At 55.8% G+C, this 22,811-nt stretch carries 29 protein-coding genes and 6 pseudogenes; 29 read left to right on the plus strand and 6 right to left on the minus strand.

Going from position 1 to position 22,811, the window contains the following annotated elements:
- Positions 1 to 37: 37 nt before the first annotated feature.
- On the plus strand, positions 38 to 2,737 hold the full coding sequence (locus tag U5J89_RS09115) for a WD40/YVTN/BNR-like repeat-containing protein (RefSeq protein WP_322575304.1): 2,700 nt from the start codon (positions 38 to 40) through the stop codon (positions 2,735 to 2,737).
- Positions 2,738 to 2,757: 20 nt separating this feature from the next.
- Positions 2,758 to 3,252 carry a hypothetical protein gene (locus U5J89_RS09120; protein ID WP_322575305.1) on the plus strand — a complete coding sequence of 165 codons (495 nt, stop codon included), beginning with the start codon at positions 2,758 to 2,760 and terminating at the stop codon, positions 3,250 to 3,252.
- 513 nt (positions 3,253 to 3,765) lie between these two features.
- Here the strand turns inward: U5J89_RS09120 and U5J89_RS09125 are convergent.
- Complete coding sequence (locus tag U5J89_RS09125) at positions 3,766 to 4,689, minus strand: mechanosensitive ion channel family protein (protein WP_322575306.1); 924 nt, start codon at positions 4,687 to 4,689, stop codon at positions 3,766 to 3,768.
- Between the two features lie 67 nt (positions 4,690 to 4,756).
- The gene (locus tag U5J89_RS09130) at positions 4,757 to 6,172 is read right to left on the minus strand and encodes an alkaline phosphatase D family protein (protein ID WP_322575307.1); all 1,416 of its coding nucleotides are present in this window, start codon (positions 6,170 to 6,172) and stop codon (positions 4,757 to 4,759) included.
- 108 nt (positions 6,173 to 6,280) lie between these two features.
- Between U5J89_RS09130 and U5J89_RS15950 the strand changes: the two are divergent.
- From U5J89_RS15950 to U5J89_RS15960, 6 genes and pseudogenes are all read left to right on the plus strand, one after another.
- A pseudogene (locus U5J89_RS15950) lies at positions 6,281 to 6,409 on the plus strand (adenylate kinase family protein); the annotation flags it as partial.
- A gap of 10 nt (positions 6,410 to 6,419) precedes the next feature.
- Positions 6,420 to 6,539: pseudogene (locus tag U5J89_RS15955) on the plus strand (PIN domain nuclease); the annotation flags it as partial.
- Positions 6,540 to 7,417: 878 nt separating this feature from the next.
- Positions 7,418 to 8,938 carry an IS21 family transposase gene (gene istA, locus U5J89_RS09140; protein WP_322575309.1) on the plus strand — a complete coding sequence of 507 codons (1,521 nt, stop codon included), beginning with the start codon at positions 7,418 to 7,420 and terminating at the stop codon, positions 8,936 to 8,938.
- Complete coding sequence (gene istB / locus U5J89_RS09145; RefSeq protein WP_322575310.1) at positions 8,938 to 9,762, plus strand: IS21-like element helper ATPase IstB; 825 nt, start codon at positions 8,938 to 8,940, stop codon at positions 9,760 to 9,762. Before istA ends, istB begins: the two co-directional genes overlap by 1 nt.
- A gap of 8 nt (positions 9,763 to 9,770) precedes the next feature.
- Positions 9,771 to 9,950 carry a hypothetical protein gene (locus U5J89_RS09150; RefSeq protein ID WP_322575311.1) on the plus strand — a complete coding sequence of 60 codons (180 nt, stop codon included), beginning with the start codon at positions 9,771 to 9,773 and terminating at the stop codon, positions 9,948 to 9,950.
- 529 nt (positions 9,951 to 10,479) lie between these two features.
- Positions 10,480 to 10,656 carry a hypothetical protein gene (locus tag U5J89_RS15960; RefSeq protein ID WP_416208509.1) on the plus strand — a complete coding sequence of 59 codons (177 nt, stop codon included), beginning with the start codon at positions 10,480 to 10,482 and terminating at the stop codon, positions 10,654 to 10,656.
- A gap of 11 nt (positions 10,657 to 10,667) precedes the next feature.
- Here U5J89_RS15960 and U5J89_RS09155 read toward each other — a convergent pair whose 3' ends face one another.
- Positions 10,668 to 10,817, minus strand: coding sequence for a hypothetical protein (locus U5J89_RS09155; protein WP_322575312.1), 150 nt, complete (start codon positions 10,815 to 10,817; stop codon positions 10,668 to 10,670).
- On the opposite strand from U5J89_RS09155, the gene U5J89_RS15965 reads away from it, so the two are divergent.
- The 3 genes from U5J89_RS15965 (at position 10,767) to U5J89_RS09165 (ending at position 11,877) form a co-directional block, all read left to right on the plus strand.
- The gene (locus U5J89_RS15965) at positions 10,767 to 10,895 is read left to right on the plus strand and encodes a hypothetical protein (RefSeq protein ID WP_416208512.1); all 129 of its coding nucleotides are present in this window, start codon (positions 10,767 to 10,769) and stop codon (positions 10,893 to 10,895) included. The genes U5J89_RS09155 and U5J89_RS15965 overlap by 51 nt on opposite strands.
- A 510-nt stretch (positions 10,896 to 11,405) precedes the next feature.
- Positions 11,406 to 11,585, plus strand: coding sequence for a type II toxin-antitoxin system RelE/ParE family toxin (locus U5J89_RS09160; RefSeq protein ID WP_322575313.1), 180 nt, complete (start codon positions 11,406 to 11,408; stop codon positions 11,583 to 11,585).
- Position 11,586: 1 nt separating this feature from the next.
- Positions 11,587 to 11,877, plus strand: coding sequence for an XRE family transcriptional regulator (locus U5J89_RS09165; RefSeq protein ID WP_322575314.1), 291 nt, complete (start codon positions 11,587 to 11,589; stop codon positions 11,875 to 11,877).
- A 131-nt stretch (positions 11,878 to 12,008) separates the two neighbouring features.
- Here U5J89_RS09165 and U5J89_RS15970 read toward each other — a convergent pair.
- Together U5J89_RS15970 and U5J89_RS09170 are read right to left on the minus strand one after the other, a co-directional pair.
- Positions 12,009 to 12,386: pseudogene (locus U5J89_RS15970) on the minus strand (type II toxin-antitoxin system VapC family toxin).
- A complete protein-coding gene (locus U5J89_RS09170; RefSeq protein ID WP_322575315.1) occupies positions 12,386 to 12,625 on the minus strand; it encodes a type II toxin-antitoxin system prevent-host-death family antitoxin in 240 nt (79 codons plus the stop codon). The pseudogene U5J89_RS15970 and the gene U5J89_RS09170 overlap by 1 nt, the downstream one beginning before the upstream one ends.
- A 471-nt stretch (positions 12,626 to 13,096) precedes the next feature.
- Here U5J89_RS09170 and U5J89_RS09175 point away from each other — a divergent pair, with 471 nt between their 5' ends.
- From U5J89_RS09175 to U5J89_RS09195, 5 genes and pseudogenes are all read left to right on the plus strand, one after another.
- Positions 13,097 to 13,348, plus strand: a complete 252-nt coding sequence (locus tag U5J89_RS09175; RefSeq protein ID WP_322575316.1) for a type II toxin-antitoxin system prevent-host-death family antitoxin — start codon at positions 13,097 to 13,099, stop codon at positions 13,346 to 13,348.
- Positions 13,348 to 13,771: pseudogene (locus U5J89_RS09180) on the plus strand (type II toxin-antitoxin system VapC family toxin). Before U5J89_RS09175 ends, U5J89_RS09180 begins: the two are co-directional and overlap by 1 nt.
- A gap of 316 nt (positions 13,772 to 14,087) precedes the next feature.
- A complete protein-coding gene (locus tag U5J89_RS09185; protein ID WP_322575318.1) occupies positions 14,088 to 14,522 on the plus strand; it encodes a type II toxin-antitoxin system HicB family antitoxin in 435 nt (144 codons plus the stop codon).
- Positions 14,523 to 14,649: 127 nt separating this feature from the next.
- Positions 14,650 to 14,874 (plus strand): hypothetical protein, encoded by a 225-nt coding sequence (locus tag U5J89_RS09190; RefSeq protein ID WP_322575319.1) that lies wholly within the window; start codon positions 14,650 to 14,652, stop codon positions 14,872 to 14,874.
- A complete protein-coding gene (locus U5J89_RS09195) occupies positions 14,858 to 15,271 on the plus strand; it encodes a type II toxin-antitoxin system VapC family toxin (RefSeq protein WP_322575320.1) in 414 nt (137 codons plus the stop codon). The genes U5J89_RS09190 and U5J89_RS09195 overlap by 17 nt, the downstream gene beginning before the upstream one ends.
- A gap of 443 nt (positions 15,272 to 15,714) precedes the next feature.
- Here the strand turns inward: U5J89_RS09195 and U5J89_RS09200 are convergent, their stop codons facing one another.
- Complete coding sequence (locus tag U5J89_RS09200; RefSeq protein ID WP_322575321.1) at positions 15,715 to 16,017, minus strand: hypothetical protein; 303 nt, start codon at positions 16,015 to 16,017, stop codon at positions 15,715 to 15,717.
- A 25-nt stretch (positions 16,018 to 16,042) separates the two neighbouring features.
- Here U5J89_RS09200 and U5J89_RS09205 point away from each other — a divergent pair, with 25 nt between their 5' ends.
- The 13 genes and pseudogenes from U5J89_RS09205 to U5J89_RS09265 all read left to right on the plus strand — a co-directional run bounded on the left by U5J89_RS09205 (position 16,043) and on the right by U5J89_RS09265 (position 22,316).
- The gene (locus tag U5J89_RS09205) at positions 16,043 to 16,342 is read left to right on the plus strand and encodes a type II toxin-antitoxin system HigB family toxin (protein ID WP_322575322.1); all 300 of its coding nucleotides are present in this window, start codon (positions 16,043 to 16,045) and stop codon (positions 16,340 to 16,342) included.
- Positions 16,342 to 16,722: a transcriptional regulator gene (locus U5J89_RS09210; protein ID WP_322575323.1), complete on the plus strand. Its 381-nt coding sequence runs from the start codon at positions 16,342 to 16,344 to the stop codon at positions 16,720 to 16,722. The genes U5J89_RS09205 and U5J89_RS09210 overlap by 1 nt, the downstream gene beginning before the upstream one ends.
- A gap of 273 nt (positions 16,723 to 16,995) precedes the next feature.
- Complete coding sequence (locus U5J89_RS09215) at positions 16,996 to 17,247, plus strand: DUF433 domain-containing protein (RefSeq protein WP_322575324.1); 252 nt, start codon at positions 16,996 to 16,998, stop codon at positions 17,245 to 17,247.
- 3 nt (positions 17,248 to 17,250) lie between these two features.
- Positions 17,251 to 17,603 (plus strand): annotated as a pseudogene (locus U5J89_RS15975) (DUF5615 family PIN-like protein).
- A gap of 273 nt (positions 17,604 to 17,876) precedes the next feature.
- A complete protein-coding gene (locus U5J89_RS09225; RefSeq protein WP_322575326.1) occupies positions 17,877 to 18,119 on the plus strand; it encodes a hypothetical protein in 243 nt (80 codons plus the stop codon).
- A 29-nt stretch (positions 18,120 to 18,148) separates the two neighbouring features.
- Positions 18,149 to 18,430 (plus strand): annotated as a pseudogene (locus U5J89_RS15980) (BrnT family toxin); the annotation flags it as partial.
- A 32-nt stretch (positions 18,431 to 18,462) separates the two neighbouring features.
- Complete coding sequence (locus tag U5J89_RS09235) at positions 18,463 to 18,744, plus strand: hypothetical protein (RefSeq protein ID WP_322575327.1); 282 nt, start codon at positions 18,463 to 18,465, stop codon at positions 18,742 to 18,744.
- Entirely contained in the window at positions 18,719 to 19,129 is a 411-nt protein-coding gene (locus tag U5J89_RS09240) for a type II toxin-antitoxin system VapC family toxin (protein WP_322575328.1), read from the plus strand. Before U5J89_RS09235 ends, U5J89_RS09240 begins: the two co-directional genes overlap by 26 nt.
- Before the next feature lie 417 nt (positions 19,130 to 19,546).
- A complete protein-coding gene (locus U5J89_RS09245) occupies positions 19,547 to 20,098 on the plus strand; it encodes a type II toxin-antitoxin system VapC family toxin (protein WP_322575329.1) in 552 nt (183 codons plus the stop codon).
- A gap of 202 nt (positions 20,099 to 20,300) precedes the next feature.
- Positions 20,301 to 20,657 carry a hypothetical protein gene (locus U5J89_RS09250; RefSeq protein ID WP_322575330.1) on the plus strand — a complete coding sequence of 119 codons (357 nt, stop codon included), beginning with the start codon at positions 20,301 to 20,303 and terminating at the stop codon, positions 20,655 to 20,657.
- Between the two features lie 225 nt (positions 20,658 to 20,882).
- The gene (gene mntA, locus U5J89_RS09255; RefSeq protein WP_322575331.1) at positions 20,883 to 21,290 is read left to right on the plus strand and encodes a type VII toxin-antitoxin system MntA family adenylyltransferase antitoxin; all 408 of its coding nucleotides are present in this window, start codon (positions 20,883 to 20,885) and stop codon (positions 21,288 to 21,290) included.
- Positions 21,277 to 21,723 carry a type VII toxin-antitoxin system HepT family RNase toxin gene (hepT, locus tag U5J89_RS09260; RefSeq protein ID WP_322575332.1) on the plus strand — a complete coding sequence of 149 codons (447 nt, stop codon included), beginning with the start codon at positions 21,277 to 21,279 and terminating at the stop codon, positions 21,721 to 21,723. Before mntA ends, hepT begins: the two co-directional genes overlap by 14 nt.
- 26 nt (positions 21,724 to 21,749) lie before the next feature.
- Positions 21,750 to 22,316 (plus strand): Uma2 family endonuclease, encoded by a 567-nt coding sequence (locus U5J89_RS09265; protein ID WP_322575333.1) that lies wholly within the window; start codon positions 21,750 to 21,752, stop codon positions 22,314 to 22,316.
- Positions 22,317 to 22,811 lie beyond the last annotated feature (495 nt).

The raw sequence follows: 22,811 nt of genomic DNA on the forward strand, positions 1-22,811 counted from the left end.
TATAATAATTTAAATATCAATTTAAATCACCGGTGCGATGTTTACCACAAATAAACAATTACAAAAAATATGGCTGAGTTCAGCTATAGCATTTTGCCTTATTTTTGTTGGAGGCCTTATGCTTCCATTGCAAGCCCAGCCATTTGGCCACGGACTCGAAACAGACAATCCTACGTACGATCAGACCTATCTACAGGGACTTGATTATCGCAATATTGGTCCCTTTCGCGGCGGACGATCGGTCGCGGTGGCGGGTCATAAAGATGAGCCTGCTACTTACTACACCGGATTTACCGGCGGCGGCGTCTACAAAACCACTGATCGCGGAAAAACGTGGATCAATGTCTCAGACGGAAATTTTAATACCGGATCGGTAGGCGCGCTTACGGTGGCGCCATCGGATAAAAATGTAATTTATGCCGGGATGGGCGAAACTTGTATCCGTGGAAATATGTCGGCCGGGGACGGGATCTATCGCTCGGTGGACGGCGGCGACAGCTGGACCCATATTGGACTGGGCGAAACGCACTTTATTGGCGAAATAGCGGTCCACCCCGAAAATGAAGATGTAGCCTGGGTAGCTGCGCTGGGTCACGCTTTCGGCAACGAGGGCAATAAGGAACGCGGCGTTTTTAAGACAACTGACGGCGGCGAAACCTGGGAAAAAGTACTGTATCACAATGAACACACCGGAGCTGTTGATATCACGGTGGATCCCAACAATCCGCGCGTACTGTATGCTTCGCTCTGGGAGGCCTATCGCAATCCGTGGAAGATGGTAAGCGGCGGCGAAGGCAGCGGCCTCTATAAAAGTACCGACGGAGGTGAAACATGGACCAATATCTCGCAGCGTCCAGGAATGCCTAAGGGACTGATGGGCAAGATTGGTGTTACGGTTTCGCCAGTAAACTCAGATCGCGTTTGGGCCATGATCGAAAGCAACAACGGCGGCGTTTTTCGATCTGATGACGGCGGTAAAACATGGACACGCACTAACAAGGCCCGCAAGCTGCGTCAACGCGCCTGGTACTACACACATATTGAGGCCGATCCGCAGGATGAAAATACGGTGTATGTGCTAAATGTAGACTTGCACAAATCCACGGACGGCGGAGAAACGTTTAAATCCATTGATACGCCACACGGCGATCATCACGATCTGTGGATAGCGCCCGACGATAATAAGCGCATGGTGGTAGCCGACGATGGCGGCGGACAGGTTTCCGACAATGGCGGTGACAGCTGGTCATCTTACCATAAATATGCCACGGCGCAGTTTTACCACGTGATTTTGGACAACCAGTTTCCCTACTGGATTTATGGTGCTCAACAGGACAACAGCACAGTGGCCATAAAGAGCCGTACATCCGGATATGGTATTGATGAAGATGACTGGATGCCCGTGGCCGGCGGCGAAAGCGGATATATTGCCCCGGATCCGGAAAATCCGAATGTAACATACGGCGGTAGTTATGGCGGCTATCTCAATAAGTTTAATGACTATACCAATCAAAGTGATCGTATCGACGTGTGGCCGAATAATCCCATGGGCGCCGCGGCCAAGGACATTCGCTATCGTTTTCAGTGGACGTTCCCGATCTATATCTCACCGCACGATCCCGACGTTATTTATACGACTTCGCAATTTGTGCACCGTTCTACCAATGAAGGTATGAGCTGGGATCAGATCAGTGAGGATCTCACCCGTGATGAAGAATCAAAGCAGGGCAAATCAGGCGGCCCTATCACCCACGATGATACCAGCGTGGAATACTACAACACTATTTTTGCCTTTGCTGAGTCACCTATCGAAGAGGGCGTGCTCTGGGCTGGCTCCGACGGCGGTCTTGTGCACCTAAGCCGCGATAACGGCGACACCTGGACCGAGGTAACGCCCGAAGGCATGCCCGAGTCGATGGTAAGCATTATCGATGCCTCCCATTTTGACGCCGGAACAGCCTACATTGCGGTCAACCGCTACAAGTTTGATGACTTTCAGCCGATGCTCTACAAAACAGACGATTACGGGCAGAGCTGGACGAAAATAACGAGCGGCATTCCCGAGAAGGACTTCACGCGCGTTATCCGAGAGGATCCCAACAAAGAAGGGCTGTTGTATGCCGGTACCGAAACCGGAGTCTATGTATCATTCAACGACGGTGAAATGTGGCAGCCCCTGCAGCTTAACCTGCCGGCCGTGCCGATCACAGATCTTCGCGTTCACAAACGCGACAAGGACCTTGTGCTCGCTACGCAGGGACGTTCGTTCTGGGTGATGGATAACCTGAATGTACTGCACCAAATAAGTGAGGAGACCACTAGTAAACATCACCTTTACCAGCCAGAGACGACCTACAAATTTGGCGGCCCCAGCGTTAACGAACCGGGGATGACACAGGGACAAAATCCCGAGCCGGGCGTTGTAGTACACTATAATCTCGATGAGGCTATCTCCGATAAAGAAGTAAAACTTCAGTTCCTGGAATCCAACGGTGATATTATTCGCACCTATTCCAGTGAAGAGGATATCGAAGGCAATGAAGTGAAAGAGTCGAGCGAGTTTTATGAAGAAGAGGAAAAGACGGAACCTACCGTCCTTACCACAAAGAAAGGACTCAATGAGTTTGCCTGGAATATGGAGTATCCCGGCGCTACCGACCTCGACGGCCGACAAATTTGTGGGCCGGCTCTACTGACGGACCCAAGGCAGTTCCTGGCTCCTACGAAGTTCGGCTAATTATTGAGGACGAAACGGTGATGAGTCAGCCTTTTGAGATTGTCAAAGATCCGCGCATCGAAACCACACAGGATGATTTTGAGGCCCAGTTTGATCTGCACCAGACGATTATTTCCAAGCTAGATACGACCCATAAGACCATCAATCGCATTCGGGAGGTCCGCAGCAAGCTGGAGGATATCAAGGCGGAGTATGTGGGCAATGAGCAAGTTCAAAAACGAGCAGAGTCGATGCTGGGCACGCTCAGCGAGGTCGAAAGCGCGCTCATGCAGACCAAGGCTGAGAGCTACCAAGATGTGCTGAATTACCCCATTAAGCTTAATAACAAGCTGGCCGCCCTGGCTAATACCGTTTCTACCGGCGATAACCATCCCACCGAACAGCAGTATGCGGTGTACGAAGAGCTGGCCAATAAAGTAGATGCACAGTTCCAAAAAGTGGAACCTATTTTAAAGGGCAATATTTCTGATATGATCCAAGAGGTAGAACAAGAAACGGTGCCGATCGAAAATTAACCCCACGGATATAATTTATATAAAGCCTCACGGTTCGCCGTGGGGCTTTTTTTATTGAGCCTATATTTTAACTCTATCTTGTTCTTACCCACCAAGTAGGGGAAGAAACTCATTTACTAAAATAGCCTACTATAAGTTCCTTTTAGCTGTTACAAAGCTTCGGTCCATCAATTGAAATAAGTTCAATTAATTGTCTTAACTGGACTTAGATTGAGATATAAAATAGTGTTTCGTGGTCATCCTCCTGCACCTCCTCCAGTTCATATCATTAACCTATCCTAAACTTTGCCAAAGGAGGACTTTTAAGGATTCCAGCCCGCCAGCATAATTCTCAGCCAGTCAATCTAAAGGTTCGTTTTTTCTTGACTGAAAAAATGAACTATTTAATTTTAAGGATATTCTTCCCAGTTAGATAAGAGAAAGTATTAGTTCCTGAAAGAAATACTGAGACAAAGTCAACTTCGCTGAAGTATCCTAGACTCAACACATTATTCAGGATCAGCTATCCAATACTTACTCCTCTCCTTCTCCATCATTACCAACCGGCAGTTTTACCGAGCTGCGAACATGCAGATCGCGCTGCGGGAACGGAATTTCTACCTCGTATTTGCGGAACGTGCGGACGATAGCCTGGTTTAGCTCATTTCGTATTCGGGGATAATGCTTCACGTCCGGAATCCAGGCCCGCAGCTGCATATTCCAGGACGAATCGCCAAACTCGATCAGGTGCACTTCTGATTGGGGCGTCTGCATCACGCTCTTGTTTTGATCGGCAACCTCTTGCAGAGCCTTCAGAACTGTATCCAGATCGGAGCCATAAGCCACTCCCACATCAATATCGAGACGATAGGTGGGATCGCCGTGGGAATAATTGATTACATCTTTGGATACAAATTCGGAGTTTGGCACTATGATTAAAATATTATTAACCGTACGCACCATAGTAGCTCGAATATTGATCTCAGTAATGTCGCCCTCAATATCACTGACTACCACACGATCGCCTACGCTAATGGGTCGTTCAAAAAGAATAATAAGTCCCGATATAAAGTTGGAAGTAATATTTTGCAGGCCAAAACCAATACCCACCGACAGGAGCCCAAAAATAACGGTCAGACTGCTGAGATTAATCCCCACAAAATTAAACGAGATTAATACCCCGATGCTGATTATGAGATATTGCGTGATTCGCGAAAGGGTATAGCTAGTGCCTGCATCTATTTTAAAGCGTTTGAAAATGCGCCTACTTAACATCCGGCGTATCCAAATACCAAACAAAACAAAGACCGTAATAAGTAACAGGAAGATCAGGATCGAAGCCACTGTTACCGGTGCTTCACTAATCGTAAATAACTTAAAATTGAGAACTTCCTGTAAGTAACTAAAGATCTCTTCCCACGTCATTGCGACTCCATGTTCGATGAAAATGATATCCAAAATAAAAGATGCTGCCTTGAGTAGGACAGCATCCCAAAAATAGTCTATCAGAAGTTAGGGAATAATTCTATTCATTATCCAAATCATTTTCTGATATGATTTTTTCCCAAAGCTTGTCGCCATCAGAGCCGTAAGTTTGGAGAATTAGTTTGCGGTTGTCCTCCCCTCCTTCAACGTGAATCATCCCAAAGTTTTGATCTTTATGTACCAGCGTACCCGCTACGCGCTGCGGATTATTGTATTCTTCGCTTTCATCCAGCGAGCTATAACTGCCACTGGAGAGCGGTGAGGATGTAAACTCATAGATGGGATAATCGCGACCGCGGTTTGTTTTGATAAGCTCGGTAAAGTGGCGATCACCCGATACAAACATCACGCCGGGAATATCCTGCTCTTTTAAAAAGTTCATTAGTTTATCGTATTCGGCTTTATAAGCGTAAAGCGACTCATTATCATGCATTTTGTTGGTTGCCTGGTTACCCACAACTACCAATTTAAAAGTCGCTGAGCTGCTTACCAGACCATCCATAAGCCACTGTAACTGCGCCTGACCAAAGAAATCTTTATTTTCTCTTTTCAGTCCATTGGGCGCGCGATGGTAGCGATCATCCATAAAAAAGAACTCCACATCGCTGTATTTATACTTGGTAAATACCCCATTTGTCCCCTCTATACCATAGCTGGGATTGGCCCAGTAGCGTTTAAAAATATTCAGCGACTCCTCTTTCATGCGGTACGAGCGATTAGAGTTGTTGGGACCATAGTCGTGATCGTCCCAAGTGGCCAAGTTAATCGCATTGGCCAACAGCGGCTGCATGGTTTGGGTATTACGCGCATCCTGATAGCGGTAGTCCATGCGCGACTTTGAGTAAAAATCGGGCTCACGGTAATAAACATTATCACCAAGCCAGAGCATCAGATCAGGATCTTGTTCGCTAATTTCAGACAGGATGCCAGTGCCCTTACCATAGCCTTCGCCAGGTCGGTCATAGGGTTTATCATTGATAAAGAGGCACGATCCCATGGCGATAGAGAAGTTAGGAGCGCCCCGCCGATACTGCCACAGCTGCTGTGTTGTAAATTTTGTGTTGTAGGATAGCTGAACCTGCTGTCCATTCAGGTACAGATCGTAATGGTAGGTAGTGCCGTAGCTGAGATCCTCCAACTTTATGTGAGCAGTATTGGATGCTGTTTCTTTCGTCCTTCCATTATAGGTTTGAAAGTCGCTATCGGTACCCTTTTGACGATAACGAATTTCAAAATCGGTTGGCTCAGTTGTTTGAATCCAGAGATTGGCCTCCTGCATTTCAACATAGCCTAGCATGGGCCCGGCCTCGAGCAGTTTATTGGCCTGCTGGGCATAAACCGTTGAAATTGAAAAAAACATCACAAAACAGAACAAATAGGCAAATCGTCGCATAGCAAAGATATTTTTAGGGCTTTCTTTTTGCCCTAAAGTAGTAATTGACGAGCTCTTTTTCATCAGCCTAATATTATCTGACTATTATCTTCTGATCGGAATTGAATATACCTGCTGTTTGCGCTATTTTCATCCTCACTTACCACAACTGCTATAACCAGATATAACGTTATGCGCATCATCATTTTTGGGCCGCCCGGCGCCGGCAAAGGCACGCAAGCAAATCGTATCAGCGAAGAGTTCAATATTCCGCACCTGTCCACTGGCGAAATTTTTCGCTCTGCCATCAAGAACGAAACGATCGCCGTGGGGGCGCCTGCCGGCGCTGCACAAGGATCCCTTCGATCGGTTGCTGGTCGCCCAGGCGCAGTCCGAGGGGGTGTTGCTGCTTACCGATGATGAGCAGGTGGCGGGGTATCCCGGGCCGATTCCAGCGGGTTTGAAACCTCCCGTTTCGGATCAAGGAAATGCCGGTGGAGCGACCGTTAGGTGTTTGTGATGCTGGTGATTGTGCACGGCTGGAGCAACTCCGCGACGTCGTTCGAGGGGCTGTATGTGCCGACAAGAACCCGCGGTTATTTGCCGCGACTCCCTATCAGAAGAAGTTCTTCATAGCAGTCCATGTAGCCGATTGAGTGGGTGAAACGGGGTTTGCCCGGAGCCGGAATCGCTTTAATCGGGTGACAGACCTTGGGAATCTTGCTAAGACAGGGGGGCCGAGGAGACAGGCGTAACGCCAGCTAAGATTTGACACTCGACACTGGCGCTACGCCCCAAACCGTGCTTTCGCACAGCCGTGTCAGTATCGCACCAGACGCGGTTTTTATCCAGCCCTCATCGGCCTTTCGTGCCGATGAACGCCAGCGCTCGTCTTTACCACTGTACCCGCTGCCATTGTCAGGTCTTTATCTGTCGGCGCTGCGACCGGGGGAATGTCTATTGCGCAGACGCCTGTGCCGCCGACGCCCGCAGTGCCTCACTACGCCGGGCGGGATCGCGTTACCGTCGCACCCGCCAAGGTCGTGTGACCAACGCCGCTCGCCAACAGCGGTTCCGGGACCGGCGAAAAGAAAAAGTAACGCATCAGGGTTCCCCGCTGCCGGTCGCGCTTGCTCTACTGCTGTTCGCATTAAAACCACCGGAAAGTCCTCAGGAATACGCGCCCAGTAAAGACCCTGCCGTCATTCGTTGCCGGTTTTGTGGTCGTGAATGCGAACCTTACTTGAGACGGGATTTTCTGCCACCTTTTGAGCGCGCTCGATGGTCACCACCGCCGTGAGGGCGCAGCCCCCGAGCAGGAGACCGCTATTGACTATCGATAAAGCCCTGGAAGCGAAGATTCTTCGCTATCACTTCGTGGAACAGTGGGGCGTGAACACCATTGCCCGACAACTGGGTATTCACCATTCTGCCGTTGACCGAGTGCTTTGTCAGGCCGGTTTGCCCAAGGCCGAGCGCAGCCGCCGGGCGTCGATCGTCGACCCCTATCACCCGATGATCATCGAGACGCTCGCCCAGTATCCGCGGCTCACCGCCGCGCGCCTGTATGCCATGGCTCAGGCGCGTGGCTACAGCGGCGGTGCGAGCCAGTTCCGGGCGCATGTCGCGCAACTGCGTCCGCGCAAGCCCAGCGAGGCGTATCTGCGCCTGAAGACGCTCGCCGCAGAGCAAGGACAAATTGACTGGGGACACTTCGGTCACGTACACATCGGCCGGGCGAAGCGCCCCCTAATGGCCTTCGTGATGGTGTTGAGCTGGAGCCGGCAGATCTTCCTGCGCTTCTATCTCAACGCGCGCATGGACAACTTCCTGCGCGGTCATGTGGCGGCATTCAACGCCTGTGCCGGCGTGCCCAGGGTACTGCTGTACGATAATTTACGCTCCGCGGTGCTCGAGCGACAGGGGGAGGCGATCCGCTTTCATCCCACCCTGTTGGCCCTGTCGGCGCACTATCGCTTCGAACCGCGTCCGGTGGCGCCGGCGCGGGGTAATGAAAAAGGCCGTGTCGAGCGGGCGATCCGCTATATCCGCGACAGTTTCTTTGCCGGGCGCCACTGGTCAGATATCGACGACCTGAATGCGCAAGCCGACGCCTGGTGCGCCGGGTTCAGTGCCAACCGCCCCTGTCCACAAGATCCGAGCATCACCGTGCGCGAGGCCTTCGAGCGTGAGCGCAGGCACTTGATCGGATTGCCGGACAATCCCTATCCGTGCGACGAGCGCCTCGAAGTGCGGGTCGGCAAGACCCCCTACCTGCGCTTTGATCTCAATGACTACAGCGTGCCGCACACCCAGGTACGACGCGCCTTGACGGTGCTGGCCTCGCTGGATCAGGTGCGGGTGCTCGCGGGCACTGAGGTGATCGCCGAACATCCCCGCGCCTATGGCAAGGGCGAGCAGATCGAAGACCCCGTCCACCTCGAAGCGCTGGTCAACGCCAAACGCGCCGCGCGTCATCATCGCGGCCAGGATCGACTGGCACAGGCCGCCCCGGCCAGTGGGGCGCTGTTACAACAGGCCGCACACCGCGGCACCCCGTTGTCGCGTGCCACCGCCGAGCTGGTGCAACTGCTCGATGACTACGGCGCGGGCGAGCTCGAGCAGGCCATTGCCGAGGCGCTCGACAACGATGTCCCCCATCCCAGCGGCGTGCGCCAAGTACTCGAACGCCGCCGCGAGCAACGCGATCGACAACCACCGATCACCCTGACGCTGCCCGACAACGATAAGGCGCGCAACATCGTTGTGCGGGCGCCTTCGCTGGCGCTGTATGACCAGCTCAACCCCGATACGGATATCGATGATGACCACAAAGCGGAGAAAAACTGATGACCACAGACTGTGATGGCGATCCGATCCGGCGCGACGAGCTCAGGCAACGCGCTGGCGCGCTGAAACTCCACGGCCTGCTGGCCCACTGGGATGAGACGCCCGAGGCCCAATGGCCCTGGGTACGCCGACTCATTGAATGCGAAGAGCTCGAGCGCCGGCGGCGCGGACTCGAACGGCGCCTCGGCGCGGCGCGCATCGGGCGCTTCAAGCCGCTGGCCGACTTCGATTGGCGTTGGCCGGCACAGTGCGACCAGGGCACTGTATCCGGGTTCATGACGCTGGGCTTTATCCCCCAGGCCGCCAACCTCATCCTGGTCGGACCCAACGGCGTCGGCAAATCGATGATCGCCCAGAACATCGCCCACCACGCCATCATGCAAGGCCATAGCGCGTTGTTCGTCAACGCCGCCCACATGCTCGGCGACTTGGCCGCGCAGGATGGTGACAACGCGCTGCGCCGGCGGCTGAAACACTATGCCCGCCCGGACGTCCTGGTCGTTGACGAAATCGGCTATCTGTCCTACGGCAATCGCCACGCCGATCTGTTGTTCAACATCATTAACCGCCGCTACGAGCTCAAACCAACGATCGTGACCACCAATCGACCGTTTGCCGAATGGAGCGAGGTGTTCCCGAACGCCGCCTGCGTCGTGTCCATTGTCGACCGACTGGTGCACCACTCCGAGATCCTCGTCATCGAGGGCGAGTCCTATCGCATGAAAGAGGCCAAAGAGCGGGCCGCCGGGAAGAAAAAACCACCAAAATCCCAACGGGCCGTCCCCGCCAAGGCCACTGACAACTCCTCGCCAGGAGATCAATGATCATGTCGATGAAAGTGATCCGCTTATACACGCACTGCTCACCTGCCGAAGCTCACACCATCATCGAGTTCCTGGATCTGCTGCGAGATCAGCTCTGGGACGTCTACGGTGACCAGATCATCAGCCACCTGCAGGATGTGGACGAGCGCCACACCGAGCTTGAGCTCGACGACAACATCGAGTTCTAGCCAGGAGGGCCAAAGTGCGCGAACGATGGCGTCAGTGGACCACTATGCTTGGATGCGAAAACAGGGCGCGGCAAATAGTCGCGGTTTTACTCCGGCAACAACAGGGGCTGGCGCGGTTCTTCTGAACCGGCGGGAGAAGCTGTTTGCCTAGCCCCGCCCGGAGAGCCTGGCCAGCTATCTGATCCTGGAACAGGACCGCCCGCCGGCCTGCTCTACGGCGCGGCGCCGACTGGGCCGCCGACCCGCTGGTCGGCGACGACCGCTTCGAGCTGCCCGAGCTGGAGATCACCGCTCCGTCGAACAGATCTACGCCGGCGCCCTGAAGGAATTTCCCTGATTGCCAGGATCCGGTCGATTTCCTTGAAGACACCGCAACGATCACAAGCCATGCCCAAGAACACGGACGTCCGATGATTGAAAGCGATGGTGGCGAGAATTCCTCAGTGCTGGGTGGTAAACCCACCATTCGAACTCCTCTCAAGTCGACTTCATCCTCTCCCTTCTTGCCGAAGGTTGGACGGAACAACAGGTGTTAGAAAACTATCCGCAACTGGCCCGCGAGGACCTGAAGGCGATATTCGGTTTTGCACAGGCGTGTCTGGCTGACGAGAAATGCGTTAGCGCTTGGCAAGCTTGCGTGAATTTCCTGCGGACGAAAACGTCCCGCGCGGACTCGGTCAGAGCGTTTACAAGCCGCCGGCCATGATGTCGTCTCCATCAGCGAGCGCCATCCCGGTCTTCCGGACCGCCAAGTCTGGAAATGGCACATGTAGAAAGCACATGCTCCTGACGTTCAACAGGGATTTCGGGGAACTGATATTTCAACGGCGGCTCCCTCCACCAGCCGTTGTGTACCTCCGTTTCCACGCCGGGCCGAGCCCAACGAACCGGACGAATGGTGTAGCGCTGCTGGAGAGTATGCCAACCATCAAAACAGCTTTATAGTGCTCGAACACGACACCTTTCGGATACGCCCTTTGCAGAAATAAGAAGACTAAGATGCACACAAGGGGACACGTTGGCGTGGGTACATCGACCGCGCTGGAGTCGTAGCTACCGATTATGCCTGTCAACGATGCGCGACGCGAGACCTGACCCCGAACCGACCCGATGTAACGGTGATTGGTAATTGGTGATTGGTGATTGGTGAATCGAATGGGTGCCATGCCGTACAAGGAGGCCAGCGGCCTTCCGGCGGTGATTGGTGTCAACTGCGGTGACTGGTGATTTGTAATTGGTGATTGGTCGGTAGGGATGAGGCGTTGATCGAAGCCGGAATCAGTTCCGCAGCACGAACAGCATTTCAAGAATCTTATCCTCGACTATCCGCGCGACGCTTTGGCGTTCTTCGCTGCCGCCGAGGCGGCGTTGGTCGACGATACCGCCCGCGTCGCCCCCCATTCGCCGAGCAGAAGCAAGCCCTCTCTCGCCCATCGTATGCGGACCCTGATCTTCATGGGTTCAAGCCGTGATGACATCCGGGATTTTCCGGAAGAAGCACGCCGCGAACTTGGACGCCAGTTGCTTCGTATCCAGCACGGCCTCGACCCTGAGAACTGGAAGCCGATGAAGACCGTAGGCAAAGGCGTACGTGAGGTACGGGGCAGCGGCGGATCAGCAGATAATGGTGAGTGACATGAATGAAAAAATGACGGTGAGCTGCGGCAATGTATTCGAGGACCTGGGCTTTCCGCCGGACGAGGCGGCGGCGATGCAGGCGCGGGAGACGCTGCTGATCGCGCTGGAGAAGGAACTGCGCAAGCGCGGCAAGACGCAGCGGGAATTGGCAAAAGAGCTGGGCGTTTCGCGTAGCCGGGATTCCCGAGGTGCTGCACCACAAGACCGAGCGGTTAAGCGCCGACAAGCTGGTGGGGCTGCTGCATCGGGCGGGGAAGCGTGTCGAGATCCGGATAGAATGATAACATGATTCGGAGACCGGGGTTCGGGAATTGCAGTACGGCGTTGGGATTCGTAACGGGGATTGATATCCACCGAGAGGCCAGCCCCGTGGCCGATTTTCCTTCGATCGAGGCCGTTATCGGCAAGAGGGTTCGCCTCCTACGGCCTGAATCGGTGCAGCTGCAGGTCGCGGAAGACTTTGTAATGCTTGGTATTGGCCGTGAAAGGGGAAGCCCCAGGTTGATGGCGGTGGCGGCTATCAACGCATCGGCGAGACGCAGGCCGCTGGCGTGGAAATGCTCCTCGACGTAGATGGCGGCGCGGGTGGAAATGTCCTCATCGATGGGGACGACCGGAATCTGCCAGTCGCGCAGTGTTTCGCGTAGTGCACGCAGCTCGGATTTATCCCGCATGCCCTGGACGAGCTTCGATGTAGGTCACCACGGAAAGGTGTATCTGCTCAAGGTCGTCGAGGGCGCCGGCCGCTTTGGCGTTCCCCCGCAGGAACCAGATCATGACGTCCGTGTCGACGAGCATCAGAAACGGGGGCGCCGGGCCTGGTCGATGTAATGCTGTACATCGTGGTCTTTGTCATGGTCTTTCCAGATGCCGAACGCGGGCGCATCGTTCATTCGCCGGCGGCGGCCGGATGCTTTGATCGGGGACATGACAGCCGTGGGTTTGCCGCGATAGGTGATGGTGATTTCTTCACCCCGCCGGACGGCGTTGAGAATGTCCTTACTATGCAGTCGCAGGTCTTTCGTCGTAGCTTTCATAATAGCGTCGCGGTCGTTTGCAATGGTTGGTGGAAGTATACACTCTAAAATGTATATTTGCCATGAGAGGGGATACGCGTCCATCCCCGGAGACCAGCCCCTGGCCGATTCGACGGTGATTGGTGATTCGTGATTGTTTGTTCGGGATCGGGGCCATCGGTCCGTAGGAGGCCTGCCTCTGGCGATCATGCGGCGTTGGGGCCCGGCCTTCGGTGTTCGTGATGCGGAACGATATCACCCACCGAGGCCAGCCCTCTGGCTGATTATTCCTTCGATCGAGGCCGTGATCGGCGAGAGGGCCCGCCTCGGGGGGATACCGGTGACGTTTTGGGGGGCAACGAATTTCACAGGCCGGTTCCGGTAGTGAAGTTCGGCCGGTCGAGCTCACTGGATCTCAAGCTCAAGGGTCTTGTGTCCTCAAAACGAATAGACTAGTCTATAAACCAGTCTAATTAAACGAGGTTATGGACTGTGACTGATTCCTCCGAGATCGGTGCGTACGAGACCAAAACCCGTCTGCCGGCCTTCCTGCGCGCGGTCCAGGCGGGTGAGCGTTTCACGATCACCCAGCGTGGGAAGCCGGTTGCCGAGCTGGTGCCGTATGGCACGACGCGACGCCGGGTGCAGGTGGACGCGGCTGAACGGATGAAGGCGTTCATGCGCAAGCACGAGCCTGTAGCGGGTGTGGATGTCAAGGCGATGATCGAGGAAGGCCGTGATTGATGCGCTTCGTGCTGGACAATTCCGTCGTCATGCGCTGGCTGTTTTGTGACGGAGGCGAAGGCGACCTGGCGTATGCATCCTGACGTGCTGGATGTGCTTGGGCAGCCTGAGGCGCAGGCGGTGGCACCGGCGATCTGGCCGCTCGAGGTGGCCAACGTCATTGCCCGAGGGGAAACGAATGGTTTGGTGACCGAGGCGCGCAGCTCGGAGTTCATCCATTTGCTCGAGTCCCTGGCCGTTGAAGTGGACGCCGAAACCGCGCAGCGCGCGTTGGACAGTACGCTTCAACTGGCCCGGCGCTTCGGTCTTTCGGCCTATGACGGGGCCTATCTCGAGCTGGCATTGCGGGAGGGATTACCGTTGGCGACCCTGGACAGTGAGTTGCTCGATGCCGCTGCAGCGACGGGCGTCGATCGGGTGTGATAGGAGGTCAGAGGCCTTCGGCGGTGATTGGTGATTGGTGATTGGTGATTGGTGATTGGTGATTGGTGATTGGTGATTGGTGATCGGGGGTTGTGAGTCGTACACAATTGTACGATACTTAAATTAATGAACGGAAGGGAGTTCGAGAAACGGGTAAAACGGCTCGCTCGCCGGACAGGGAAGGAGGTTCGTTACGAGTCGCACGGCAAAGGGAGCCACGGTCGTCTTTATTATGGGGAGATCGGCAAAGGTTTGTTGCAAGCCATGTGTGCTCAACTTGGTATTTCCCCGGACGATCTGTGAGAGGGTCAGTTCAATGCGCTACATCTATCCAGTCACCGTCGAGCGAGATGAGGATGGGCGGTACGTCGCCTGCGCGGCGGACGTGCCCGAAGCCATCACCGATGGCGCAACGCGTGAAGAAGCCTTGGGTGAAATGAGCGAAGCCCTGGGTGCGGCCCTGGCCGGGTACGTTCTTGGCGGGCGGGCGGTACCGGAGCCCTCGCAGGGGGCTGCCGCTGTCTGTCTCGTGCCCGTTGCGCCTCTGGTCGCAGCAAAACTTGCCCTGCGCACAGCGATGCGGGAGGAAGGCGTGTCGAATGTCGGGCTGGCGCAACGCTTGGGCATATCCGAAGGTGCGGTCCGGCGCCTTGTGGATCCTGATCACGCATCCCGTCTGGATGGCGTGGTTGCGGCATTGCAGGCCCTGGGTCATTCGTTGATTATCGAAGATCAAAGCAATGCGGCGTAGGTTTTTGGTGATTGGTTGTTCGTGATTCGGGGATCGGGGATCGGGGATTGTAGGAGGCCAGCCCCCTGGCCGATGCTTGCGGAGACGCTTGTGACATGATTACACTTTCTGGTATAGTGTTATCATTATGATACGAACCCAAATTAGTCTGTCCAAAGAAGAATACGACGCCGCCAAGCGTGAGGCGAAGCGGCTGGGTATTTCGCTTGCCGAGTTGCTCAGGCGTTCGTTGCGGTCGAGCTTGCCGGTCGATGACAGCAAGCCATGGATGCGCTTCGCGGGCTTCGTCGAGACAGGCGACCGTGACTCCAGCCAGTCGCTAGACGATGTCGTCTATGGCCCAAAGAGCTAAGGCCTATGTCGATACCGCTGCATTCATAGCCTTTGCCGATCGGTCCGACAGTCATCATCACCAGTTCTGTCGGCTGTTTGCCGACCCGCCCACATTGATTACTTCCACTGCGGTTGTCAGCGAAGGTCATGGATGGTTTCTGAAGCGTTATGATCGGTTCCGCGCGCTGCAGTTTCTGCAGATGATCGAAGAGATGGATTTCCTGGACGTTCTTGCGGTAGGACAAGAGGAAGTCAGTCATGCGGCCGGTTATTTGAGAAAGTTTGATGATCAGTCTTTGACGCTTGTCGATGCATTGGGCCTGCATATCATGAAAAGGCATCGTATTCGGAGCTGCTGGTCGACAGATCGCCATCTTGGCTTGACTGGTGCGGCGCTGGTTATTCATGCGCATTAGACAGCCGCGAGACGGCTCACCTCGTACAGGGGGTTCGAAGATCGGGGTTCGGCGTTCGGCGTTCGTGATGCGGATCAATACCCTACCCGCCAGTAGGAGCCAACCCTCTGGCCGACGTAACGGTGATTGGTGATTGGTCCGGAATGGGTGCCGCCGCCCGAAGCAGAGGGTAGGGAAACTGTGGAAAGTGGTTTATGGGCGGGCCGGGTGAGCGCGGGTGATTACTCACCCGCGCTCACCCGGCCAAATTTCTATTCTGGCTGTGCCTGACGGTTCTCCTGGTTGTCTCCCTGATACCGGACATATCTTTCAACCAGGAATTCACCCCACTCGGCATCCGCAAGGACTACGCCCTCCATTACCTCGGGTACGCGGCGCTCGGCTTCATGTGCCTGAAGACCTGGGGCGTAACCCGAAAACCCCTCCTGTTCGTTGATCCATCCTCAGCGAACTGGTCCGGTTCGGCATAGCAGACTGCTGGAAGATCGATCATCAGCAACCTGCTCGGCGTGGGGACCGCAATCGCGATTGTCGTGGGGTTGAAGGTAGCGAAGAGTAGTTGGTGATTGTAAATTAAGGGTTCGAGGTCGAGCCTTGCCGCGCGCAAGGAGGCCAGCCCTCTGGCCGATGTGACGGTGATTGGTAATTCGTGATTCGTGATTGGTCGTTCGGGTACCGGGGCGCCGGATGCGTCGGAGGCTAGCCCCCTCAATCGGCGGGGGTACCCAATCAGCTGTTGCTCCCAAACTGGGAGGTTGGTATATTCGGTTTATGCGGGTGATCGCTAAACGGACGTTGCGGGCATTCTGGTCAATTCCCGGGCATGAAGATGCCAAAGAGCCACTCGAGGCCTGGCACAGGGAGGCGTTACAGGCGGATTGGTCGGATCCCCATGCGGTCAAGGCGCAGTTCCGCTCTGCCAGCATCCTGAAAGGCAACCGTGTTGTGTTCAATATAGCGGGCAACAAATACCGTTTGGTGGTCAAGATTAACTATCCGTACCGTGTCGTGTATGTGCGTTTTATTGGCACACACGCCGAGTACGATGCGATCGACGTGGAGGCGGTGTGATGGATATCAGGCCCATTAAAAGCGAAGTTGATTATGATGCTGCACTGGCGCGTATCGACATGCTCATGGATGCGGAGATGGATACCCCGGAAGGCGATGAACTGGACGTGCTCGTTACGCTTGTGGAGGCCTACGAGGCCAAGCATCACACTATCGAGTCCCCTGATCCAGTTGAAGCGATAAAGTTCCGCATGGAGCAAGCCGGTCTCGATAGAAAGGCGTTGGAACCCTACATTGGCCCCAGTGGCCGCGTTTCCGAGGTATTGAACCACAAGCGTCCTCTTACGCTCGGAATGATCCGCAAGCTCTGGAAGGAGTTGAATATCCCCTTGGAAAGTCTTGTCGGTCCAGACAACTCAAACCCTCGTCCACGTGCATGAGTAACGTACTGGCCGATGTGACGGTCATTGGTAATTCGTGATTGGTCGTTCGGTATCGGGGCGTCGGAAACGGAGGCCAGCCCTCTGGCCGATGGGGGGTGACCGAAGCCCCAATCGGCGAGATGGTTCACCTCTTACGGTAAGAACCTGTGTTAACCTGAATGCTCGGTTCTCGTGGCATTGAAATCTGGGCTGATGTCCACCGCGATGGGTTTTGATTCGAATAGGTGAATCGTTTACACGCTGCTGATTGCATTAAGCGGAGATCGAAATATGACTACGACAGAGCGCCTACAGGTCGATCCCAAGGTCATGTCAGGAAAGCCGGTAATTCGAGGAACGCGCATTACCGTCGAGCTGATATTGCGAAAGCTGGCTGATGGCGCCACAGAAGTCGAGCTTCTTGATGCTTATCCCGCACTTGGGTTCGAAGACATCAGGGCAGCCATTGAGTATGCTGCGGATACACTCGCGCATGAGGAAACCATTATTTTGGAACCGACTAACAAGGTTGCCGAAGGGTAGTCGGTGGAGTTTCTGGCGGATGAGAGCTGCGATTTCGCGGTCGTCCGGGCGCTGCGGGAAGCGGGCTATGACGTCGAGGCAGTCAGGGATGTGCTTCCAGGGGCTTCGGACCAAGCTGTAATGGCCCGCGCCGGTCAGGAGCGCGAGTGTTGCTCACGGAAGATAAAGACTTCGGTCAACTCGTTTTCTCAGAAGCCGCCGGCTCGCCCGGTGTGATTTTTATTCGATTTCCCGGAAACGCTCGCATGGAGATGGCAACAACGGTGGTAAAATTCGTCGAGGACAATCCGGACAAGATCGCTGACCGTTTTGTTGTCGTTCAACCGGGCCGTATTCGCGTCTCACGCCGCTTATGAAAATAGGCCATGAGCGTCGTCAGACTTTCGGCGGTGGTTGGTTATTTGTAAGTGGTCGTTCGGGCTTAGAGCCAACCATCTACGTAGGAGGCCAGCCCCCTGGCCGATCAGCCGGTGATTGGTGATTGGTAATTCGTGATTGGTGGGTCGGAATGGGTGCTATCGCCCCCGTAGGAGGCCAGCGCTCTGGCCGATGGGCCGCCGGCGCGCGGCCTTGCGCACGGATCGGTATGTGTGCAGGGTCGATACCTCCCGGATCCGACGTGTGAGTTGATGCCAAGCGGCCCGTCCCGCGAAATCGAATCGAGCTCCACGCCGGCAGGCCGGGTGTCGGAAACCGGCGTGCAGTTGACCTCCTCGGCGCGCCGCAACTCGCCCGGCTCGCACACTCAATGGCTTTACAAATCTCTGTTCTGGCTGTGCCTGACGGTTCTCCTGGTTGTCTCCCTGATACCGGACATATCTTTCAACCAGGAATTTACCCCACTCGGCATCCGCAAGGACTACGCCCTGTAGAGCGTCAATCAGGGTGAGAAGTCAGCGACAATCAGGCCAAGCATGGCGTTTCCTTTGAGACGGCACGGCTGGTATTCAGTGACCCGAGGCACCTGTCTCTTCAAGATCGACATGAGGATGGCGAAGAGCGCTGGCAGACGCTTGTAGCCCATACGTATCGTGAGGAAGACTCCGGGCGGGAGGTCAGCCCTCTGGCCGATTCATCCGGTGTTCGATGTTCTTTCGGTGTTAGTTCTGCGGGGGAGGTCGGTGAGCTCGCGTGTAACCCCGTTGGCGTAGGGTTCCGCGCCGACCGGACTGTGATACTATAGTCTGCCATCATATTAGCGGCAATTTTGACAGCATGAAAACCATCAGTATCCGCGGTCTCGATGAGGAAACCGCTGCAAAATTGAAGGACGAAGCCAAAAGGAAGAACCTGAGTGTCAATGCCCTGGTTTTAGACCTGGTTCGCCGTGGAATTGGTCTGAAACCGGCGTCGGAGCGCCGCCGCGTGTATCACGACCTCGATCATCTGGCCGGTTCCTGGTCGCAGGAAGAAGCCGCGCAGTTTCTGGAATCGATCCAATGTTTCGAGGAGGTAGACAAGGAGCTGTGGCGTGAAACGGATACTTCTCGATACTAACGCGTATACGGCTTTCAAAACCGGCACGCCCGACGCGGTCCAGGTGTTTCGTATCGCGGAGACGATTGGTTTCAGCACCATCGTTCTGGGCGAGCTGTTAAGTGGTTTCGCGGCGGGTGGGCGCGCCGCCGAGAACCGGCGTGAGCTTACCGAGCTGCTCGATTCGCCCCGGGTATCGATCTTCACGGCGGACGAAACGACGGCTGAGTACTACGCACACACGTACCTTCATCTACGTCGCAAAGGCGCCCCGATACCCACCAATGACCTATGGATCGCCGCAACGGCTCTTCAGCATGGTCTGGCTGTGTTCACTTATGACAAACACTTCCTCGAGGTCGATGGACTACTTGTCGGCAGTCGACCGGAAGATTTTATGCCGTGAAACAAGGGACGTTGATCGAAGCCGTGGTCGGCGAGAGGGCTCGTCTCCTGCCGAGGCGTGATTCGTGATTCGTGATTCGGGGTTCGGGGTTCGGGTTCGGAGGAGGCCAGCCCTCTGGCCGATTTTCTTCAATCGAAACCCCATCGGCGAGAGGGCTCGCCTCTTACGCGCATGGTTCGGGACACCGGCGCCGTAGATAGCCCGCTGGCCGGTGGGCTGCCGGCACGCGGCCTTGTGCGCGGATCTGGGGAGGGTTGACAGCGTTTTCCCGGTTAATTAGTGTGTAATCAATTACACATACTGAGGGAACGCCATGGCGCACCGCGTGAATGTCATGATCGATGACGAAATATGGAAAGAGTTCCAGAAAGTGCCCTCGGGCGAACGTAGCCGGGTTGTAAACCGAGCCATTGCCGATTGGATAAAGAACCGCCGCCGTCGCAGCGCGGCGCGCAGTATGGATGCCCTGCGTGCCGCCATGCCGGCTGTGTCTTCATCGGAGATCGTGACATGGCTGCGGGAGGACAGAGAGCGGGACGATGGACTGTGAGCTTGGTCATTCCCGATGCCTCTGTCATTCTGAAGTGGGTGCTGCCTGATACGAGTGGCGAGGCGGATCAGGAGGCCGCACTGCGGCTGCGCGACGCAGCGGTCGCCGGGACTGTCGAGCTCGTCGTTCCCGCGCTATGGCGCTACGAGGTGGGCAACACGCTCGCGCGCCGCTTCCCCGAACAGGCTCTGGAGATAATGCAGCTACTGGACAACTTTGGTCTCGGCAAGGGCATGGAAAACGACGACTGGCTGACCACTGCCATAAGATTGACGCGCGACTATACTGTCACCTTTTATGACGCTTCTTACCACGCTTTGGCACTGGCGCACCAAGGTACCTTCGTTACGGCTGACCGCCGTTACTTGAACAGGGCCGGAAAAGCTGGCTGCGTCGTGCTACTGGCGCAATGGGCATGAGATTCGGGGTTCTGGGTCGGCCGTCCGTGGGAGGCCAGCCGGTGTGACGGTGATTGGTAATTCGTAATTGGTGTATCGGAATGGGTGCCATCCCCTCCGTAGGAGACCTGACCCCTTCCTTCTGGTCATGAATAGACAATATTGAATACACACCGCTGGACCATTCTTTGTATGGGACTAACAAAGGACTGATGACTACATCATGTTCGAGTTGTATGTCGAAAAGAACGTCGACGGCTATATGGCACTGGATGATAATGAACAGGACGAGTACCGGAGGCGATATCCGGAGGAGGTCGAGATGGTGAGCACGTTTGCGGAGCGATTCAAGGAACAGGGTTTGCAGCAAGGTTTGCAAGAAGGGATGCAACAAGGCCTGGACCAGGGGAAGCAGCAGGGCGAGGCTGCAGTGCTGTTGCGCCTGTTGGAGCGGAAGTTCGGTGCCGCGGCACTGGCGCCTCACCGGGCGCGGGTGGAGCGGGCCGACGCGGACACGCTGCTGGTTTGGTCGGAGCGTATTCTGACTGCCTCGAGCATCGAGGAGGTGTTGGGGGAGTGACGGGGCTTTCGGCGGTGATTGGTGTCAACAGCGGTCACTGGTGATTTGTAATTGGTGATTGGCGGGTTGGAAGTCGTGTCATCGGGAAGGTAGGAGGCCAGCCCCTTGGCCGATTTTCGGTTGACCGAGGCCGTAATCGGCGAGCGGGCTCGCCTCCTACCGGCTGGTACAATACATGTCATGATGAGCGAATCTGTGGAAACGACCCGAACCGTGGCGTTTCGCTTGGAGAATGATCGCGAGCGATTGACAGAAGTCGCGGGCCTGTACGGTCTGCGGTTAGTTGTGCTCTATGGTTCATACGCAAGGGGTGCTGCCGGGGGAGGCAGTGACCTCGATATCGCTGTGCTCGGCTGTCCGGCTGGCGCTTACCTCGATTGCTATCAGAGCTTAAGTCATTCTTTTCCGGGTCACACGCTGGATCTGGTACGACTGGAATCGGCTGATGCCTTGTTTCGTTATGAGATCATGCGAGACGCCGTACTGTTGTATGGCGATCCGGATTTGTTCTGCGAGTATCGGGCGTTCGCTTATCGCGACTTCGTGGATTCAGCCGACCTGCTGGCGTTGGAGGAAACATTGTCCCAAAAGAAGCTGGAACAGATAAAGGAGCAGCTCTATGGTCCGTCGTGAGCTTCTCGGACGCAAGCTTCGACTGATTATTGACGACCTCCAGCTCCTCGTTCAATTCAAGGATGAATCACTCGCGTCATTGAAGCGTGACGAGATCAAATTGGCCGCCGTGGAGCGGATGCTCGAGCGGATCGTGATGCGTGCGATTGACGTCAATGAGCATTTGCTCAGCGAACTGTGGGCGGGGGACAAGAGGAGCACGCGCCTCACCTACCGGGACACGTTCCTCATGCTCGCCGATCTCGGCGTGTATTCGGAGGATTTCGCGAAGAAAATCGCGGACAGCGCGGGTCTACGGAACATTTTAGTGCATGACTACAATGACGCTGACCGGGAAATAGTCCATAAATCGATCAAGTCGTGCTTGCAGGATTATCACCTATATACCGAGCACGTGAAAACGTATTTGGACAAGCTATCCGAAGACGAGTAGCCGAATCGAACATACGAGGCCGCACCATGAGCATAGCCGACCAGCAACGGCCAGCCCAGACCGGGGTGGACGAGTACCTGGAAGGGGAGCCGGCCACCGAGGTCAAGCACGAATACGTGGCCGGCACCGTCTACGCCATGGGCGGGGCGAGCCGGGAGCACAACCTCATCGCCGGTAACCTTTTTGCCGCCCTGCACGGCCACCTGCGCGGCGGCCCCTGCCAGACCTTCATGGCCGACATGAAGGTCCACCTGCGGCTGGGCGACGACGAGATCTTCTACTATCCGGATGTGGTGGTCGGCTGCGACCCGGACGATCGCGCCCGCTACTACCTGGAGCGGCCCCGGTTCATCGCGGAGGTGGCTTCCCCGGCGACCGAACGGGTGGACCGGCGGGAGAAGCTGCTTGCCTACACCCGCCTGGAGAGCCTGGCCACCTACCTGATCCTGGAACAGGACCGCCCCGCCGGCCTGCTCTACCGGCGCAGCGCCGACTGGGCCGCCGAGCCGCTGAGTGGCGACGACCACTTCGAGCTGCCCGAATTGGAGATCACCCTTTCCGTCGAACAGCTTTACACCGGCGCCCTGGAGTAACAACAGACGCATTGCCTTGCTGGGCGCCAGGCTGGAAGGCTAGCCCCGTGCCCCCGCCGATCGCTTAATAGTCGCCACCGCAATCCACCGCCCTGGACTCGGCCACCGCCGGCCGCCTGGTACCGGCGGCCGAGGTCGAGGCAAAGTTCGCAGCCCGTCGAGCTGTCACGCGCCGTGGGCTTAAGGACGACGTGGACCGCCTGGAGATCGCCATTGCTGCCGAGCCGCGCTTCGACGAAAGGGCGCGCGTCGGCTACGCCCAGTGAGACCGGATCCGCCAATCTCACTCCCGCCGAAGTCCGTGACCTGTTCCACCCCAACGAAACCCTGCTGGTGGACATCACCATTTTCTTGAACCGCCGGCGGCGTGAGATCCAAAACCGTCGCGATGCGGTGGTTATCGCCGGGTAGGAGGCCAGCGGCCTACGGCGGTGATTGGTAATTCGTGATTGGTCGTCCGGAACACGTGCCGCCGCCTTGGACTCCGAACAACGA

Source organism: Fodinibius sp., from assembly GCF_034521915.1.
Taxonomy (GTDB): domain Bacteria; phylum Bacteroidota; class Rhodothermia; order Balneolales; family Balneolaceae; genus Fodinibius.

Coding starts and splice junctions, on each gene's coding strand:
- U5J89_RS09115 (WP_322575304.1), top strand. CDS start 38: ATGTTTACCACAAATAAACAATTACAAAAAATATGGCTGAGTTCAGCT.
- U5J89_RS09120 (WP_322575305.1), top strand. CDS start 2,758: ATGAGTCAGCCTTTTGAGATTGTCAAAGATCCGCGCATCGAAACCACA.
- U5J89_RS09130 (WP_322575307.1), bottom strand. CDS start 6,172: ATGAAAAAGAGCTCGTCAATTACTACTTTAGGGCAAAAAGAAAGCCCT.
- istB (WP_322575310.1), top strand. CDS start 8,938: ATGACCACAGACTGTGATGGCGATCCGATCCGGCGCGACGAGCTCAGG.
- U5J89_RS09150 (WP_322575311.1), top strand. CDS start 9,771: ATGAAAGTGATCCGCTTATACACGCACTGCTCACCTGCCGAAGCTCAC.
- U5J89_RS09160 (WP_322575313.1), top strand. CDS start 11,406: ATGGGTTCAAGCCGTGATGACATCCGGGATTTTCCGGAAGAAGCACGC.
- U5J89_RS09165 (WP_322575314.1), top strand. CDS start 11,587: ATGAATGAAAAAATGACGGTGAGCTGCGGCAATGTATTCGAGGACCTG.
- U5J89_RS09170 (WP_322575315.1), bottom strand. CDS start 12,625: ATGAAAGCTACGACGAAAGACCTGCGACTGCATAGTAAGGACATTCTC.
- U5J89_RS09185 (WP_322575318.1), top strand. CDS start 14,088: ATGCGCTACATCTATCCAGTCACCGTCGAGCGAGATGAGGATGGGCGG.
- U5J89_RS09190 (WP_322575319.1), top strand. CDS start 14,650: ATGATACGAACCCAAATTAGTCTGTCCAAAGAAGAATACGACGCCGCC.
- U5J89_RS09195 (WP_322575320.1), top strand. CDS start 14,858: ATGGCCCAAAGAGCTAAGGCCTATGTCGATACCGCTGCATTCATAGCC.
- U5J89_RS09205 (WP_322575322.1), top strand. CDS start 16,043: ATGCGGGTGATCGCTAAACGGACGTTGCGGGCATTCTGGTCAATTCCC.
- U5J89_RS09210 (WP_322575323.1), top strand. CDS start 16,342: ATGGATATCAGGCCCATTAAAAGCGAAGTTGATTATGATGCTGCACTG.
- U5J89_RS09215 (WP_322575324.1), top strand. CDS start 16,996: ATGACTACGACAGAGCGCCTACAGGTCGATCCCAAGGTCATGTCAGGA.
- U5J89_RS09225 (WP_322575326.1), top strand. CDS start 17,877: ATGCCAAGCGGCCCGTCCCGCGAAATCGAATCGAGCTCCACGCCGGCA.
- U5J89_RS09235 (WP_322575327.1), top strand. CDS start 18,463: ATGAAAACCATCAGTATCCGCGGTCTCGATGAGGAAACCGCTGCAAAA.
- U5J89_RS09250 (WP_322575330.1), top strand. CDS start 20,301: ATGTTCGAGTTGTATGTCGAAAAGAACGTCGACGGCTATATGGCACTG.
- hepT (WP_322575332.1), top strand. CDS start 21,277: ATGGTCCGTCGTGAGCTTCTCGGACGCAAGCTTCGACTGATTATTGAC.
- U5J89_RS09265 (WP_322575333.1), top strand. CDS start 21,750: ATGAGCATAGCCGACCAGCAACGGCCAGCCCAGACCGGGGTGGACGAG.